Genomic DNA, 18256 nt, shown 5'->3' with positions numbered 1-18256 from the left:
CGCGAAAGGCATTTAAAAACTTATAACCCCATCTGCTTGGCAATGATCTCCTTCATGATTTCGTCCGTACCGCCGCCAATTCTCGCCAGGCGGCTGTCACGCCAAGCCCGTTCAATCGGATATTCGGCCATATACCCATTCCCACCGAAAATCTGCAGTGCGCGGTCGGCAACCCAATGCGCCATTTGTACGGCTGCCAATTTCGTCATCGAGATTTCTTTCGATGGAACCTCCCCTTTGGCGAAACGGTAGGCTGTTGCATAGGTTAGTTCCCGGCAGACCTCAATTTGCGTTTTCATCTCGGCCAGCAGGTGGGCAATTACCTGAAAATTACTGATTGGCTGGTTAAACGCGATTCTCGTTTTGGCATAGTTCAACGCCAGCTCATAAGATTTTTCAGCACCGCCGATTGCCCCGGCAGCACCGATCATCCGCTCGCCCTGTAGCTGCCACATGATTTGATAAAAACCCTTTCCCTCTTCCCCAAGCAAGTTTTCATGGGGAACGCGGACATTATCAAATATCAGTTCAGCCGTATCGGAGGAACGCATTCCTACTTTGTCGAGCTTTTTGCCAACAGAGAAGCCGGGCCGATTCGTTTCGACGAGGAACAATGAAATCCCCTTCGGTCCGGGGTCATCTGACGTGCGTGTTACCAAAGTAACAAAATCCGCTCGGGTCCCGTTCGTAATAAAAGTTTTCGTGCCATTGATAACCCATTCATCCCCATCACGCTTTGCCCTCGTTTGAATACCCATGACATCCGAGCCGTTGTTCGGTTCGGTAATGCCGATTGCCGCAATTTTTTCACCCCGCAGTGCGGGCTTAAGAAAGCGTTCATGCTGATCCTTCGTGCCAAACTTATAGATGGGCGGTGTGGCCATATCAGTTTGGACGGCAATCGCCATCGGGACACCGCCGCAGCCGCATTTGTTCATTTCCTCGGCCAGAATCAACCCGGTAAAATAATCTCCTCCTTGGCCGCCGACCTCCTCCGGATAATGCAAGCCGAGCAATCCCAATTCTCCCATTCTATTAAACAGTGAGCGCGGGAACATCCCCGCTTCTTCCCATTCATCGACAAAAGGTGTAATCTCGTTCTCTACGAATTTACGAATCATTTTTTTGAGCTGGTCATGCTCTTCAGTAAAATATGGTTCATATGGCATACCCTGTTCACCTCATTTTCTTAAGTTCTGCTAAAACGGAATCGTCCACATCAAGTTCAAGCCGCATCAAGTTGGCACCAAAGCACTTGCCGAGGTTATCGAGCCTGAGCGATGCTGACCCACCACCCGCCAATGCCTCCTTGCACACAAAATTTAGCGCAAGAATATTTGGTAGCTCGTAGCGGATTACCTCTCCTTCTACAATTCCGGTAAAATGCTCCTTAACCCGTTCAGGGGTCAATTTTTTCAAGAAAGTTTGATAGATTGCCGGGGTTGGTGCAAACACACCGATATTCACCATATTGCCTTTATCCCCGGCGCGTGTTTGCGCGACCTCCCTAAGCTTAACAATGGTCATCTCGTCTACACCTCCAGAACATCGACTTTGACATGACTTTCAACCTCATCCCGTGGAATGAGCGTTGACCACATCCCGAGCAACGACCTTGGGGAGGAGTTGCCGGTGAATCCACTCATCGTTGGGGGACCATTCAAGGCTAGCGGCGGGAAGAGTCGGCTGAATCGTGCCGCTTCCTGCTTCGTTTTGGCCTTGACTGCCAGTCGCAAATACACTTCATTTAGTTCTTGTTCCGGTTGGAACGCCAACGGACCGCTTAACGAGTTGTAACCAATGTAGTCAGTGCGGACCTCCTCATAGTTCCACCGATATCGATCCAACTGTGTACGGATGATTTCATCAACTTTTTTCGCTTTTTGGAGGGCGTCGGGCCAGGCGAATCCAACAATGACTTGAGCAGCATAGCCGTCCTCATAACCCATGACGACTTTCAGGGAATCCGTCCTCGGCTTGCCTTTTACCCCCGATACCTTGACTTGGTTTGGCCCGATATTTTCCAGATGCACACCGGTTAAATCGACAATCACGTCCGGTGTGATATAGGCAGATGGATCATGAATCTCGTAGAGCATCTGTTCTTTCACGGTATCTATCGTGACCAATCCGCCCTGGTCTTCCACTTTACTGATGATAAACTCACCATTTTCAGCGACCTCGGCAATCGGATAACCCATCTTGTCAAAGCCTTCAATCTGCTGCCAGTTGCCGCTGAAATTGCCCCCTGTCGATTGAGCAGAGCACTCGAGCAAATGCCCCATAAAAATCCCGCTCGCCAGCTGATCCCATTCATCTTCCATCCATCCGTATTCATAGATTAATGGCGCCAAAAACTGGGCGGTATCAGTCGTCCTGCCGGTGACCACAATATCGGCGCCGGCCCGGAGCGCCTCGACAATCGGTTGGGCCCCAATATAAGCGTTGGCAAATTCCAGCCTGTCTTGAACCGAGGTGATGTTTTCTCCTGTTTCTAAATGGTTAAGCGGGTACCCTTTTTCAAGAAACTCGGGGATTCGGTCCAATACATTGTCCCCCGTCACCACTGCGACCTTTAAGCCGCTCATTCCCATTTCCCGCGCTACTTTTAAAATTTCCTGCTGGGCGCCATGCGGATTGATGCCGCCAGCGTTGGTTAACAGCTTAATACCTTTTTCTTTTACAAATGGCAGCAGTGCCTTCATTTGCAACGGCAAATCCTTGGTATAGCCCGCTTGCTCATTTTTTCGTTTATCTTTGACGAGGATGGCCATCGTCAATTCCGCGAGGGCATCGAAACAAAGATATTGGACATTTCCCTTTGCTGCTGTGGCAACGGCCGCCTCGATGCTATCGCCGTAAAAGCCTTGGGCTGCACCAATTCGAACTGTTTTCATGAGAAGCTCCTCCTTTCCTTAGTCCGTTTTCAGCTTGACCAGAACGTCCCCTTCCTGGACGAACTCCCCTTCCGCTGTCTTGATTTCGGCAATCACACCGGCATGGGTGGATTCAATTGGTATTTCCATTTTCATCGACTCCAAAATGACCAGAACATCGCCTTCTTTGACGATGTCGTTTTCTTTTACTTCGATTTTCCACACGTTTCCGGACATTACGGATAAAATTTCGGTCATTTACATATCCTCCTTTCCTTATTTCAATTGAATTTTGAATTAAAATACACTCTATTGGCGAATCGAAATCAGCGACCATTTTAAAAACAGATTATTTATTTCCCCGTCCAATTCGGCTGTCTTTTTTCAAGAAAGGCACTTGCGCCTTCCTTCAGGTCCTCACTCATAAACGACACCAACCTCAAGTTGGTTAAGTAATCAAATGCCTTCATCATATCCATGCCTTCCGTTGTAAAAAATGCGTCCAAACTGAGCTGGACGGCAAGCGGGCTGAAGTTTGCCACCTGCCGTGCCAGCTTCAAGGTTTCCATTTCCAGCTCTTCTGGAGGCACAACCCGATGGACGAGACCCAATTCCCGTGCTTTTTCTGCTGAATAAATCTCCGCAGTCAGCATCATCTCCATCATCTTCCGTTCGCCAACTGCACGACGGACCCAAGGCATAATTACAAATGGCACGAGCCCCAGACGCAACTCGGTTAATCCCAATTTTGCTTCAGAGGAAGCAATTGCAAGGTGACACATGGCAACGAGACCGGTTCCACCTCCTAAAGCAGGTCCGTTTACACTCGCAATAAGCGGTGTTGTAACCTCCGCCCCTAGCTTAAACAGTTCTGTACTTTCACGCCCTTCAAAATAAAGCTCCGGGGCTGTTTTTGAGAGATTCTTTTTAAATTCATTCAAATTTCCCCCGGCTGAAAAGGCAGTTCCGGCACCAGTAAGAATGATTGCCCGGATGTCCGGATTTAGATCCGCTGCCCTGATGGCGGTTATGAGCTCCTTTGCCGAGGTTTCAGTCAACGGATTTCGCATTTCCGGCAAGTTCAACGTGATTTTGGCAACAGCTTCTACTTCATCGTAAAGAAGCGTTTCATAGGTCACTTGGATTCACCTCATTTAATAGCTTTCTACTTTTTCATAATGCAAGTAACGTGCCAACTAAAACATACTGTTAGGGCCAGCCCGTTATAATCCTGTAAAAAACAACCTGAACATAAATATGAACAGGTGTTTACAGAAGTTTACAATTGCTGGTTGTCAGATATAGAAAAGGTCTTTATAATGGTAATTGTGTAAATATTTCGAAAACTGAGGTGGAGTTATTTGAAGGTTCGAAATTTCACAACCGTCAATTTTGTGAATTTATCCGTCGACAGCACGATTCGCGATGCCATTCAAGCCTTTTTGGAAAATCGCGTCGACATCAGCTGCATCACGAATAACAAAAAGTTGGTAGGAATTTTACATAAATATTCAGTTTATCGGGCGCTGCTGCAAAATCAGCCACTCGAAGCTCCCATTAAGCCGCTCATAAATGAAAACGTTATCACAATCAATAAGGACCAATCGTTACTTGAAGCAAGGGATATCATGATCAAGGGAAATGTCAGTCAGGCCATTGTTCTTGATAACCAGCAAGAGGTTTATGGGATTATGTCAAAGTCCGATTTGGTAAACTCCCATATGATGGCCTTAGAAGATGCTTTGAACAGGATGAAGCTATTGATGGAAAACCTGCAGGAAGCGGTCATATCCGTCGATGATCATTTGCGAATAACAACCTTTAATCAAACAGCGCTAGACCTCCTCCAATTAAATGGAAAGCAATTATTATCGGCACCAATTGACCGATTTCTTCCCCCATTCAGAAGATGGCTGATTGAAGCGATGAATATCGGAGAAATTCAAGAACTGAAACGAATTCATTTTAACCAATTCACAGTGATTGCCACGTTTATCCCGATTAAGGTGCAGCATAAAATGACAGGTGCGATGGTTGTCCTTCGGGATATTAATGAATATCGCGGCGAACTGTACCGGATAGCCAAGGATGAAAAACCGTTTGCCAATGTCGTTTCGATTAATGAACGAATGGAAGCCTTCAAGCATGAGGCTACGATTGCCGCCAAATCTTTATCCAATGTATTAATTACCGGAGAAAGCGGAACCGGAAAGGAGCTGATTGCTGAAGGAATCCATCAATTATCGGAGCGAAAAGGTGCTTTTATAAAAATTAACTGCGGTGCCATTCCCGAAGAACTGTTGGAATCGGAATTTTTCGGTTATGCTGACGGCGCTTTTACCGGAGCGAAAAAGGGCGGCAAACCCGGTAAATTTGAATTAGCACACAACGGCACTCTGTTCCTTGACGAAATTGGCGACATGCCCCTGACGATGCAAGTGAAGCTGTTAAGAGTCCTACAAGACCAGGAATTTGAGAGAATAGGGGCTACGAAAACAACCAAGGTCAATGTCCGGATCATCGCCGCAACCAATAAAGACCTAGCTGAACTCGTACACAATGGGGAATTCCGTGAGGATTTATACTACCGAATTCATGTCATCCACATACATATTCCGCCGTTACGGGAGCGTTTGGACGATATTCCGCTTTTGTGCAGCCATTTCATCCATAAATTCAACAAGAAAACAAATAAAAAAATAACCGGCGTGTCCCAGGATGTATTGAACTGGCTTCAACAATACCATTGGCCCGGCAATATCAGGCAGCTCGAGAATGTCTTGGAACGATCCTTTCACTATAGTCCATCCCAGTGGATAGACATGGAACATCTGCCGAACTCACTTACACTGCTACATTCACCTGAACCAACGCTCTTACCACCGAAAGGAATGGAACAGAATCCAATATTAAACCACAGAAAATCCATTAATCAGACAGAAAAACAAATCATCCTTCAGGCATTAATCAAAAGTAAAGGGAACCGGACAAAAGCCGCAAAAATTCTCGGAATCAGCCGCACCTCCCTTTATCAAAAAATGAAAAAGTACGAGATTAAAGAGGAATTCGAATTAAAATTTACCTCTACATGACAAAAAACAACCAGCCGTCTGTGAAAATCCGGCTGGTTTTCCTATTACTTTTGAAGCTGTGCCAAGTATTGCTGCTTGAGGACAGATTTTTGAATTTTTCCGGCAGGAGTCTGTGGCAGCACCGTAACAAAGACTATTTGTTTTGGTACCTTGTAATCCGCCAAATGCTGATGACAGTAGGAAATCACTTCTTCCTCCGTCATTGCGGTGCCTTCCCTTAAAATAATGTAATAGCGCCCCACCTCACCCAAGAACGGATCCGGAACCCCAATCCCCGCTGTATAGGCCACTTTGGGATGTGCCGACAGAACGTTTTCGACCTCAACCGGGTAAACGTTATAGCCTCCTTGGATGTACATTTCCTTTTTTCTGCCCTTATAATAGACATATCCATTGTGATCAAGATAGGCGATGTCTCCGGTGAATAGCCAGCCATCGCCATTAAACGTTAGTTTCGTTTCCTCCTCCAGCCCTAAATACCCCTTAGCCCTGCACATCCCTTTAACCGCCAATTCACCGATTTCACCAACAGGCAGCTCGTTCTGTTCCATGTCAACGACCTTAACCTTAAAATCCCCGATCGCCACCCCGATGCTTTCCTGCACTTTTTCTATCGGATCTGACAGTTTCGTCAGAATACATGCGCCGGATGATTCGCTTAACCCATAAAGGTTTATAATCGAGGCATCGGGAATATGGTTACCGATCAGTTCACATAGCTCAGGCTCGACATTGGATCCACCAACGATGCAGATTTTAAGGGAGCTTAAATCATAATTCCGTCTATTTTTATGCCCCAGCACCATCAAGTACATGGTTGGCACCCCGCCAAAAATCGTTGGTTTTGTCTCGTCAATGATTTGCAGCACCTTTTCCGGAATAAATTCAGGGACTAACACGATACTCCCATGGCTGTATAGCAGGGCATGAACAGCACAAGTAATCCCACCAACGTGGTTTAGCGGCAAACTTCCCACAGTACAGTCGTCCGGTCCGACTGCCAAATGTTCCGCCTGGGCCTTCGCCGACTCGAGAATGCTGCGATTGGTAATCATTGTTCCTTTCGGCTTGCCCGTCGTCCCTGAGGTATAGATGATAATGATGGTATCATCCTCTTTCACCGCTTGTTTAGAATCGGTTAGTTTTGCAAAGTCAACAGGACCATGCAGTAAACTCTCAAAAGATAAACTTCCAGGGAATCCGGCGCCGATGAAAATATAGCTTTCCACAGTAGGCAGCCTTTCCTGGAATCCTTCGAAAAATTGGGCAAAATCAAAGCCTTGATAGCCAGATATCGAGACAATACCCTTCGCCTTTGAGTTGTTGATCATATAATCCAATTCACTCTCGCGATATCGGGCATTCAACGCGACAACACCGACACCGATTTTTGCCGCCGCAAAATAGGTGTACAGCCATTCCAATTGATTCAGCGCCAATATCGCCACCGTATCCCCCTTGGCAAAACCTTGTCTGAGAAGGCCAGATGCAAGAACATCTGTTATTTCATCCAGTTCCTTAAAGGTGACACTTTTTCCTTCACATAGTAAAAACGGCTTGTCGGGATGCTTGGCAGCGGCATGGGCCAATACGTTATGAACAATCCAATTCTGCAAACATAACACCTGCCTTATACCGGATTATTGGAATAGAGGTTATGGTAATTCTTTCGCAGCACATGCTTTTGAATTTTTCCTGTGGTGGTCGTTGGCAGTTCTTGGACAATCACAACCTCCTTCGGCACCTGGAACCCGCCGAGATGTTGTTTGCAGTGCCCGATGATTTCCTCCTTTGTCGCTTCCTCTCCCGGCTTTAACAGGACGAACGCGGTGACCGCTTCAATCCAGCGCTCATGCGGCAGCCCGACACAAACAGCATTTAAAATTTTGGGGTACGATAGCAATACCTGTTCCACCTGAATAGAGGCTACATTCTCACCGCCGGTTTTGATCATGTCCTTTTTCCGGTCAACAAACACCAGTAGGCCATCATCGTCGATATAGCCCAAATCGCCGGTATGGTGCCAGCCAAACTGTCTGGCTCGCTTTGTTTCTTCCGAATTATTGAGGTAACCGGCCATCACGTTCGGACCGCGGTGAACAATTTCCCCGACTTCATTTTTTCCAAGCAGATTGCCGTTATCATCCATAATCGCCATATCGGTAATCAAGGACGGCGAGCCCCAATATGGACCTGACTTGCGCAGCTGGTCTTCCGGTCTAAACACACAAGTGGCTGGATAAACCTCGGTCTGTCCGGAGCCAAGCCCAAAGTGGCAGCCGAGTTCATTGATCCCTTTTTCCAACGTGTTCTTGTCCATTGGCGCCATCGCATATAGGCAGTACCTCAGGCTGGATAAGTCAAAATTTTTAAAAGACGGATGATAGAGAAACGCCCGGTACATGATTGGCAGGCCAAACATCCAGGTAATCTTTTCTTTTTCTACTGTCCTCATGAATGCTTCCGGTTCAAACCCGGGGATTATGACGAGTGTCGCGCCAAGATGGAAGAAGGATGTGACAAGTGTGTGCTGGGCACAGTGGAACACTGGCATTATTAAGGTCGCAATGTCATCTCTGGCCATCCCGGCCTCAATAATATTGGCCAGACTAGCGATGAATACGGCTTGGTGATTAATCAGGACGCCCTTCGGTGTACCAGTCGTGCCACTCGTGAACATGATCTGGGCAATGTCCCGGTCAGCGACATCCACTTCCGGTTCATCAGTCTGGCGCCCCAGCAGACTATTTTCGAATTTTTCCGCTTCGGACGCGCCAGAGCCAATAATCAGCAATTCAGGACAAATACTCGAGAACTCTTCTTTTTTTCCTTGTAAAAAAACTTCATCGCACAGGAGAACCTTTGCTTGCACCTCCGATAGAATGTAAGCCTTTTCATTAAACGACACGCCAGGATTAATCGGAACCCAGATAAGACCCGCTTTGGCAATGCCGAAAATGGCGGTCAGGAATTGCCATGAATTTCCGCAGATGGTGGCCACCGCATCCCCTTTTTGAAGACCAAGGTCCAAAAAGTAATGGGCAAAGCGGTTGCAATCCTCGTTAAACTCCTTATAACTGATTCGTTTATCTCCGGAAACAATCGCGGTTTTGTCCGGAAGCTTCCAAGCTGTCCTCCGAATAATATCGCCAATGGCAACACGATTTAAGGCTGAAATTTCGTTCACTACGTCAATTCCTCCTTTTGAAATCAGTGGCTAGGACCGGAGAAGTGCATTGGTTCCTCCGGTCCTGAACTCTGTCTTATTGGGATGCAAGATTTATACCAACATGTAAGGTCTATTTTTTGATTGGTTGGAAAATGAATGTGTAGGTTTATGTACAGTACAGTTGTTAAAAAATGGTGACAACTGTGAGGAATACTTAACAATAGAGGAAGTTGGCATGTGGAAATATTGAAACGGGCACGCAGCCATGAGACTTCGTGCCCGGAGGTAAACAATTACCAGATTTATAGATTCAAAGTGCCGCCATCGATGACAATCGTTTCTCCCGTAATAAATGACGACTCATCGGAACCAAGGAATAACACCAAATTGGCGATTTCCTCGGGATGGCCAATTCGGTTCAAGGCATTGGCAGTAGATAATACCGGCCATTTTTTTGTTTTCTTCCAATCACTGACCATATCCGTATCGATGATTCCGGGGGCAATCGCGTTAACACGGATATTCTTCTTGCCAAACTCCGTTGCCGCTGTTTTCGTAAGGGCGATGACACTGCTTTTTGATGCGGAATAAGCAGCAACCAGCTTTTGCCCTTTGATGCCGGCAATGCTCGCCGTATTGATAATTGATCCGCCTGAGGTCATCTCCGGAATTGCATATTTCAGCCCAAGAAAAACTCCCGTAATATTGACGTCAAACACCTGCTGCCATTCTTCCACCGAGACATCAGGAATTTTTTTCTCGCCACTTTTCACGCCGGCATTATTAAATAATATGTCCAACTTATCAAAGGTGTTGATTGTTTTTTGAACCATATTTTGGACATCCTCTGGCTTTGACATGTCGGTCTGGATAAACTCGGCTTCCGCCCCCATCTCCCTGACGATATTGACAGTTTGAATGCCGTTTTCTTCGCTAAAATCAGCAATGGTTAAACGGGCTCCCTCCTGAGCAAATCTGACAGCGGTCGCGCGTCCGATTCCCCCACCGCCACCTGTGATGATGGCCACTTTATCTTTTAAACGCATCTCATACACCCTTTCTTATATAAAAATTAAGTTTTCATTTAGGTGAATCTAAGGCAAAGCCACTAGCTTTCCATAGGTTTGTCGATCGGCCAGTACTTCCAAGGCAGAAGGCACATCTTTAAAATCATATTCTTGATAAATTAATGGTTTGATTAAGCCTTCTTCATAAAGTCTCATCAAGTCCTCGTGAATTTCGACCACTTTGTCTGGATGCAGTCTGCGGAAAAGGCCCCAGTGCACCCCGACAATGGAGTAGTTTTTAATAAGTGCATGGTTCGCAGGAGCTTCTGGAATGCGGCCGCCGGCGAACCCGATGACCAATAGGCGGCCATCAAAAGCAATGCATTTGCGTGAACGATCAAACACATCGCCGCCGACAGGATCATAAATAACATTGGCACCGCGCCCGCCCGTTTCCTTCTTTACGATATCGACAAAATCTTCAGTCAGGTAGTCAACCGCAACATCTGCACCAAGCTCCTTCAATAATTGCACCTTTTCCGGTCCGCCGGCTGTAGCAATAATTTTCGCTCCTCTCGCCTTTCCTAACTGGATCGCAGCAGAGCCAACTCCGCCGGCACCAGCATGGACTAAAAGAACTTCTCCTTTTTGAAGGTTGGCCCGGTGATATAACGCATAATAAGAAGTTTGATAGGTTATAAACATCGATGCTGCCTCGCTAGGAGACATGGCATCGGAAATCACATAAGCGTGATCCTCTGGCACACTGACCCATTCCGAATATCCGCCATTCGGTAGCGGCGGGGTGGCGACGACACGCTGTCCAACATTAAATTTGCTTCCTACTCCCACTGCCCGTACAACGCCGGATACCTCCGCACCTGGTGTAAACGGTGTAGGCGGCTTCTCCTGATATTTTCCCTGACAAAGTAAAATATCAAAAAAGTTAAGGGAGGAAGCTTCCACTTGAATTAATAGTTTTCCTTCTTCAACGGCAGGTACCGATAACTCCTGCAGCTCCAATACATCTTTTGGGTCACCTAATTGGTTCACAATCCAACTCTTCATAAAAAACATCCTCCTCAAACAAAATCTTTTTTATTTATGGGCGAAAACAGGTTTTCTTTTTTCTATAAAAGCTGAAACGCCTTCTTTTACATCTTCTGTTAAAAATACTTCTTCAAATAGCTCCGCTTCTCTTTCTATTCCGGCGTGAAACTCCATATTTGTCCCTTCATCAACCGCTTTCTTGATTCGAGATAGGGCTTGTAGGGAATAGCCGCTGATTTTCTTGGCCATCGCAAGGGCCTCTTCCATTCCCTGGCCTGTTGGTACTACCTTATTGACTAAGCCAAGCTTTTCGGCTTCCTGGGCGGATATGGGATCTCCAACAAACATAAGTTCCTTTGCTTTCGCTTCACCTATCATTCTTGGTAAGCGCTGGGTGCCCCCTCCACCTGGGAACAGACCTAATTTAACTTCAGGTAAGCCAAGCTGGGCATGTTCCTCAGCAATTCGGATATCACAGGTTATCGCAAGCTCACAGCCACCGCCGAGGGTAAGCCCATTCAACACGGCAATTGTAGGCTTAGGGAGGAAATCAATTAGATTAAACACTACATGCTGCTGCATAACATGATCCTTCATGCCTTTTTTGCCAATGGATTGAGGGAATTCTTTAATATCAGCCCCTGCCATAAATGCCCGATTTCCCGCTCCCGTTAAGATGGCCACAACAATTTCATGATCGCCCGCAATCGTTTCAAAGACTGACTTTAGTTCACTCATCACCTGCCCGCTTAAAACATTTAGCGGTGGATTATCGATAGTTACTGTAGCAATACCGTTATTTTTTTCCAACCTCACCAATTGTTTTACATCCTGAATACTCATTAATCTCACTCCCTCTTTATACTAACTGGTTGGTATTTAAGGGTGAATTAAAACCCTGTTGGCCAGTTCGCCAATCTGTGTTCGCTTATCGACCCATTTTTCACACAGGCATATTCCAGCGTCCTGCACAGGAATTTTCGTGTTTCCCGCGGGTCAATCACATCATCGATGAGATGCTTAGCTGCTGCTTTATACGGTGAACTGTCAAATGCCCACTTTTCTAGAAGTTCTTTTCGCACTTCTTTTGCATTTTCAATCCCCTGTAGCTGGCGGCCATATACGACATTAATCCCTACTTCCGGTCCAGTGAAATTGATCTCTGCTGTCGGCCAGGCGACCACAAAATCGGCACCCATTGTAGGGCCGCACATATTTCCATATGCCGCCCCGACACTCTTGCGGACAACGACAGAGATTTTCGGAACGGTAGATTGAGCGAGCGCTTGGTTCCAAACCATAATTTTAGTAGGAATTTTCATTTTTTCTGCTTCATTGCTGATGCGAAATCCAGGTGTATCATGCAAAAAGACCATTGGAATATTGAACGAGTCACATAAACAAATAAAATCAGTCGCCTTTTCGCATTCTTGCACACCAGCTGCCCCCGCGTATTTCATTGGCTGATTGGCGATGATTCCGACGGACCGGCCGTTCAATCTGGCAAATACAGTTATGAGTGCAGGGCCGTAAAGCTCCTTATATTCAAAAAACTGGCGGTCATCTACGATCTCCATGATGATTTTTTTCATATCATAGGCCCGGTTTGCTTTATTTGGTAAAATCTCAAGCACTCTGTCGATCTTGCGATACGGATCATCATCTGTTTCCTGATATAGCGGTTCCTCAGTTGCATTTAACGGCATATAACTGAAAAATTCCTTCATCTGGGCAATGCAGTCCTCTTCTGTTTCACCAAAGGCATCAGCCTGACCGGTTTGATGGGCATGAACCTTCCACCCGCCTAGCTCTTCGGTTGAAACCTGTTGCCCGGTTGCCATCTCAATCATTCTCGGGCCAGCAACCGCCATACAGGTCCCTTTAAGCTGTGTGACAAAATCGGATGAAACAGCCGTCCACGTTGGACCCCCAAAGCTGTCACCAAGTATACTTGTAATGGATGGAACCTGCCTATGATGGGTCAACATTTCATTTGGAAAAAGCTTATCGCTAATGCCGTCGGAACCCATGCCATCCGGCATTCTCAAGCCTCCGCCTTCATGCAGGTAAAACATCGGTAGACCTCGTTTCAACGCATATTGATGAATCGAAACAGCTTTCCGCATATGAACGGCGCCTTCAGTTCCGGCAAAAACCGTTTTATCGCCTGCCTGAACCACAATCGGCCGTCCATCGACTTTGGCGAGGCCGACGATCAACCCATCGCCAGCACTCTTGTCTTCAGAACCAACCATATCGGAGTGATTGAGCATACCCATTTCCATAAAGGAATCTGGGTCCACCAGTAAATCAATTCTCTCCCTCGCCGTGTAAAAACCGGCCTCATGCTGTCGTTTGATTTTTTCAGGCCCACCATTCAACTTGGCACGTTCTTTCCTTTTTATTAAATCATCAACTGCTTCTTTCACGATGTTCTTTTCTTGATCAATCACTGTTTGACTTCCTTCCCTTGTGGCTCCTTAAGCAGCCTTCGTAGTACTTTTCCCGAACTTGTTGCCGGAAGCTGGTCGATGAACTCTACAATTCGAGGATACTTGTAGGCTGCCATTTTTTCCTTCGCCCACTGAAGCATTTCCTCCTCGGTTATGTTGCCAGCATAACCAGGTTTTAGGACGATGAAGGCCATGACACTTTCACCCCTGAGCGGATCTGGAACGCCAATGACAGCGCTTTGCAAAATACCCGGGTGTTCATTCAATAGCGCCTCCACATCCTCAGGGAACACACTATAACCGGAGCTCTTGATCATTTCTTTAATCCGGCCGTGGAAGTATAAATAGCCATCCTCATCCACACTACCGATGTCGCCGGTGTGAACCCACCCGTCACGAAGCGTTTCAGCAGTGGCATCAGGTCTGTTTAAATAGCCTTTAAACACGCCGGGATTTTTGATGACAATTTCGCCTTTTTCGCCGGGACCGACTGGTTCGCCCGTTTCAAAATGAAGGATTTTAAGATCTGTATCGTAGGTTGGGATTCCGCAGCTGCCCCACCTAATGTTGTCAATAGGCATAAACGTGTCACAGGTGTGGGTTTCACTAAGTCCATAGGAGGCCTCGTGCATAATACAGCCCTTTGTTAGCGACTTCCATTTACTTGCTAATTGTTCCGTTACTTGAACGCCAAAACTGGTGGATGAGTTCCTTTGCAAAGAGGACAAATCCCTATTTTCAATGCCTGGCAAGTTTAAAATCGCGACATTCATTGGGGCAATGCTATACCAATTGGTAATGTTGTATCTTTCAATTGCATCAACCGTTGTGGAAGGATCAAACCGGGTTAACAGCACGCACTCGGCACCGGTATAGATTGGTATATTAACACCCATCACCATCCCGGCAATATGGCATAACGGGGCAATCGTCAAAAATCGTCCGTCCATGGCAAATTGGTTAGCATGAATTGTGGCAGCGGTTTTAAACAGAGCGCTGCCAAACGGCAGCATCGCCGCTTTTGGTCTTCCGGTTGTCCCTGAGGTAAACACCATTAGCCCGACATCATTCCATATGTCGATTTGGACATGGCTTGTGTACGGTTGGTTCTCCTTCAGCACCTGAACGAAATCATACGTATCTTGTTGCAGCAACTTTTCCAGTTTTAGCTCTGCCGGTAAGGTTAAGGTCGGCTCATTTGGCGAATAATCAGCATAATTCGTTGTGACCACAAATTCGACGGACGGAGTTTTAGGTCGGACTGCGGCAATCAAAGGATGCAGCTCTTGTCCGGCGACAACTACCTTGATACCGGCCTCGTTGATTAAATATTCAAGCTCGGACTCCTTATACATTGGATTCAATGGAACCACAATGGCCCCAAGACGCTGGATACCATAATGGGCAATGATATACTGCGGGCAATTTTGCATAAAAAGAGCAATCCGGTCGCCTCTCTTTACCCCTTTGCCTGTTAAAAATTGGGCGAATTGGTCAACCGACTGGTCCAGCTCTTGCCACGTCAGCTCCCTTCCGTAAAAGGAATAGGCCGTGTTAGTTGGAGTGTCGGTGGCATTTTGCTTAATATACTCATGCAACGGCCGCTCACCCAGGCGATAGGTTAATGTTTTGGAAAGGTTTTTTGGCCAGCTTTTTTGCAAAAGTTCTTTCATACTCATTCCTCCCTATTGATTAGCAGTTTTACCCTAAGAACAGAAGGGTTCGGACATTTCCACCCTGTTCATCGGCAGTATTGTCCGAAGATCATTCAACTTCGGAAATATCGACCCTGTTTATCGGCAATTTTGTCCGAAGATCGCACTGATTCGAACCTCACGTTCTATGGCCGCATCTCGTGACTGGACGGGCCAAGCATTTGCGGTAGGAGGTTGTAGGCATCCTTCACCCAATCACATAAAAGTGGTCTGGTATCTCGCGGATCAATAATTTCTTCAATGCCAAACGCTTCAGCGGTTCTTATCGGCGAACGCACTGATTCCATGCGATCCAACAGTTCTTTTAATAATTCTTCAGGACTGTCACTAGCCTCAAGCTCACGGCGATAAGCTACCTGAACTCCCCCCTCAACCGGTAGCGAGCCCCAGTCGCCTGACGGCCAGGCATAACGAAGATTTAATCCGTGTCCATTGGACATTCCGGCGCCACCGACACCGAATACTCTACGCATGATAATTTCAATCATTGGAACTTTTGCCTGGTAAATGGCCGCAATTGCACGGACTCCTTTGCGAATCGTTCCTTTCATTTCATTTTGCAATCCAATAACCATACCTGGCTGGTCGACCATATTAACAATCGGCAAATGAAATGTTTGACATAAATCTATAAAACGTTCAATTTTTTCCGAACTCTCAGCTGTCAGCCCTCCGCCATTTACATAAGGGTCTGAGGCCAGTACCCCGACTGGATGTCCATTCAGCCTTGCAAAACAGGTAAGTGTGCCCGCGCCATAATAACGTCCCATCTCAAAGATAGAGCCTTCATCGAATACCATTGGCAGAACCTCACGAATTTTATATGGAGTCCTCCGATTTCTTGGGATTACCGAAATTAAGCGATGGTCTCTTCGGTTTGGATCATCCGTGCCCGGCTCTACAGGCGGCAGTTGCCAAACACTTGAAGGTAAGTATGATAGGAAACACCGTGTCTGCTCAAAAGCGTCTTCTTCTGAGCTGGCAATATTATCTATGGCACCGCTTGAACGATGGACCTGAATGCCGCCAAGTTCTTCCTTGGTCAAGTCCTGCCCCATACCGTATTTAACAACAGGCGGGCCTGCAACGAATAATTGAGCGGTTTTCTCTACCATGACAGAAAAATGTGAGGCTGCAACCCTGGCTGCCCCGAGTCCCGCAACTGAACCCAAACATAAAGAAACGACCGGAATCCTTCCCATATTGGCAACGACCAAATCCCAGGCAGGATTAACCGGTATATATGTATGACCATCTGTATCGAGGAATTTCACACTGCCACCGCCGCCGGTACCATCAACAAGCCGGATGATTGGGAGCTGCAGGTCATGTGCCAACCTTTCGGAATATACCTGCTTCCTTATGATTGCGCCGTCCGCCGCACCCCCGCGGACCGTAAAGTCATCTCCCCCGACAACTACTTTTCGTCCATTAATCCTTCCTGTTCCGACAATAAAGTTTGCTGGTGTAAATTCAACTAATTGACCATCAGCATTATACTTCGCTTTCCCGGCAATAGCACCTAATTCATGAAAGCTATCTTCGTCTAGCAAACTGGATATCCGCTCTCTAACAGTTAGCTTGCCTTGTGATTTGTGCTTGGCGACCCGTTCTTCACCGCCCATTTGATACGCCAATTTTTCACGGCGCCGAAGTTCGTTTATTTCAGGTTCCCATGTCAACTCATCGTCCTCCTTCCGCAGAATTTTCATTATGATTGAGATTTTTGATTTATGTTTGAAGATAAATAATCTTGGTGTGGAAGAGATTGAATGTAATAAATCGTAGAAGAATGAAGTGAAATCGTTTTTAAACAAACGAACAAGAGATACTGAACGGTCAGTATATATTCCTTATTTTAGTCAAGCTACAGTTGTTTGTAAAGGTTACTTTTGGAATTATCCAAATATTTTAACTATAAGTATGGTGTTAATATGATTACCAGGTTTAATAATATTTGTATAAAAACGCCGGAACCATCATCATGGTCCCGGCATCGTTTTAAATCCTCATCTTTTTTTTCCTACTAAAACCCCGCAATGCTCTTCTAAGGGCTGTATAACTGCAGACATATCAAAATCACTTAGGCCATTCTCAGTCGCAGCAGAAAATGCCTGTTCTGCCATTTGTCCGGTAAACTTGTCCATCCCGGCCTCTTGCAAAAGCTGATTGGCCAGGCGGACATCCTTTAAAACATATTTCACCGCACCGCCAGGTTGGAAATTCCGATCAAGCACGAATTGGTCCATATGCCGACGCAAAATCCTGCTGTCCCCATAGCTGACTTTTAAAATGTTGTATAACTGTTCGGAATCAAGTCCAAATGCAGCTCCCGTAACCATCGCTTCTGAAACGGCAAGCGAGTGAACCGCGACAAGATATTGATTGATCAGCTTGGCAATGCTACCTGACCCGGAAGAACCGAGGTATTCAACCGTCCCGCCAAGAACCCATAATAAAGGAGAAATTTTTTCAAAAATCTCCTGCTCACCGCCGACCATAATCGTTAAAGTCCCGGCTTCCGCCCCTTCTGGACCTCCGCTTACAGGAGCATCAAGATAAGCAATGTCTTTGACAGCTGTTTTTTCAAAAAGGATTTTGCTTGTATCCGCTCCAACTGTAGTCAAATCGATACAGATTGTCCCCGGGCGGGCGTTCTCAATAATGCCACCATATACCTCTAAAACATCTTCTGGCATAGATAAACAGGTACAAATGACGTCACAGTTCCGTGCCAGCGAAGAAATCGATTCTACCATTATTGCGCCCTGCTCCACGAGTGCTCTAATTTTCTCTTTGGTCCGATTATAGACATGCACCTCATAACCATGCCCAAGAAGCCGTTTAACCATTCTTGCCCCCATGACACCGGTACCGATAAATCCAATGGTCAT

Annotated in this window: 15 protein-coding genes; 1 reads left to right on the top strand and 14 read right to left on the bottom strand. The window is 46.4% G+C overall.

Annotated elements, in window-relative coordinates; genetic code table 11:
• Positions 1 to 20: 20 nt before the first annotated feature.
• From AR334_RS02595 to AR334_RS02575, 5 genes are all read right to left on the bottom strand, one after another.
• Positions 21 to 1169, bottom strand: coding sequence for an acyl-CoA dehydrogenase family protein (locus AR334_RS02595; RefSeq protein ID WP_066304560.1), 1149 nt, complete (start codon positions 1167 to 1169; stop codon positions 21 to 23).
• Positions 1170 to 1176: 7 nt separating this feature from the next.
• Complete coding sequence (locus tag AR334_RS02590; protein ID WP_066304558.1) at positions 1177 to 1527, bottom strand: hypothetical protein; 351 nt, start codon at positions 1525 to 1527, stop codon at positions 1177 to 1179.
• Positions 1528 to 1532: 5 nt separating this feature from the next.
• Positions 1533 to 2897: an acyclic terpene utilization AtuA family protein gene (locus tag AR334_RS02585; protein WP_066304556.1), complete on the bottom strand. Its 1365-nt coding sequence runs from the start codon at positions 2895 to 2897 to the stop codon at positions 1533 to 1535.
• Between the two features lie 18 nt (positions 2898 to 2915).
• The gene (locus tag AR334_RS02580) at positions 2916 to 3134 is read right to left on the bottom strand and encodes an acetyl-CoA carboxylase biotin carboxyl carrier protein subunit (RefSeq protein ID WP_066304551.1); all 219 of its coding nucleotides are present in this window, start codon (positions 3132 to 3134) and stop codon (positions 2916 to 2918) included.
• Positions 3135 to 3229: 95 nt separating this feature from the next.
• Positions 3230 to 4015: an enoyl-CoA hydratase/isomerase family protein gene (locus AR334_RS02575; RefSeq protein WP_066304548.1), complete on the bottom strand. Its 786-nt coding sequence runs from the start codon at positions 4013 to 4015 to the stop codon at positions 3230 to 3232.
• Between the two features lie 222 nt (positions 4016 to 4237).
• On the opposite strand from AR334_RS02575, the gene AR334_RS02570 reads away from it, so the two are divergent.
• Positions 4238 to 5968, top strand: a complete 1731-nt coding sequence (locus tag AR334_RS02570; RefSeq protein ID WP_066304544.1) for a sigma-54-dependent Fis family transcriptional regulator — start codon at positions 4238 to 4240, stop codon at positions 5966 to 5968.
• A 44-nt stretch (positions 5969 to 6012) separates the two neighbouring features.
• On the opposite strand, the gene AR334_RS02565 is transcribed toward AR334_RS02570, so the two are convergent.
• The 9 genes from AR334_RS02565 to AR334_RS02525 form a co-directional block, all read right to left on the bottom strand.
• On the bottom strand, positions 6013 to 7584 hold the full coding sequence (locus AR334_RS02565) for a class I adenylate-forming enzyme family protein (protein WP_066304543.1): 1572 nt from the start codon (positions 7582 to 7584) through the stop codon (positions 6013 to 6015).
• Positions 7585 to 7598: 14 nt separating this feature from the next.
• Complete coding sequence (locus AR334_RS02560; protein WP_082692751.1) at positions 7599 to 9155, bottom strand: class I adenylate-forming enzyme family protein; 1557 nt, start codon at positions 9153 to 9155, stop codon at positions 7599 to 7601.
• A gap of 284 nt (positions 9156 to 9439) precedes the next feature.
• Positions 9440 to 10183 (bottom strand): SDR family NAD(P)-dependent oxidoreductase, encoded by a 744-nt coding sequence (locus AR334_RS02555; protein ID WP_066304536.1) that lies wholly within the window; start codon positions 10181 to 10183, stop codon positions 9440 to 9442.
• Between the two features lie 48 nt (positions 10184 to 10231).
• Complete coding sequence (locus AR334_RS02550; RefSeq protein ID WP_066304534.1) at positions 10232 to 11212, bottom strand: NADPH:quinone oxidoreductase family protein; 981 nt, start codon at positions 11210 to 11212, stop codon at positions 10232 to 10234.
• Positions 11213 to 11242: 30 nt separating this feature from the next.
• A complete protein-coding gene (locus tag AR334_RS02545) occupies positions 11243 to 12037 on the bottom strand; it encodes an enoyl-CoA hydratase (RefSeq protein ID WP_066304532.1) in 795 nt (264 codons plus the stop codon).
• A gap of 47 nt (positions 12038 to 12084) precedes the next feature.
• On the bottom strand, positions 12085 to 13647 hold the full coding sequence (locus AR334_RS02540; protein ID WP_066304530.1) for an acyl-CoA carboxylase subunit beta: 1563 nt from the start codon (positions 13645 to 13647) through the stop codon (positions 12085 to 12087).
• On the bottom strand, positions 13644 to 15320 hold the full coding sequence (locus AR334_RS02535) for an AMP-binding protein (protein WP_066304528.1): 1677 nt from the start codon (positions 15318 to 15320) through the stop codon (positions 13644 to 13646). Before AR334_RS02535 ends, AR334_RS02540 begins: the two co-directional genes overlap by 4 nt.
• Positions 15321 to 15487: 167 nt before the next feature.
• Positions 15488 to 17044, bottom strand: coding sequence for an acyl-CoA carboxylase subunit beta (locus AR334_RS02530; protein ID WP_066304526.1), 1557 nt, complete (start codon positions 17042 to 17044; stop codon positions 15488 to 15490).
• A 327-nt stretch (positions 17045 to 17371) separates the two neighbouring features.
• Positions 17372 to 18256 carry an NAD(P)-dependent oxidoreductase gene (locus tag AR334_RS02525; protein WP_066304524.1) on the bottom strand — a complete coding sequence of 295 codons (885 nt, stop codon included), beginning with the start codon at positions 18254 to 18256 and terminating at the stop codon, positions 17372 to 17374.

It is taken from the genome of Bacillus sp. FJAT-29814 (assembly GCF_001510715.1).
Lineage (GTDB): Bacteria > Bacillota > Bacilli > Bacillales > Cytobacillaceae > Neobacillus.
The sequence above is the reverse complement of the archived record's forward strand: the minus strand, read 5'-3'. Positions and strand labels throughout refer to the sequence as shown.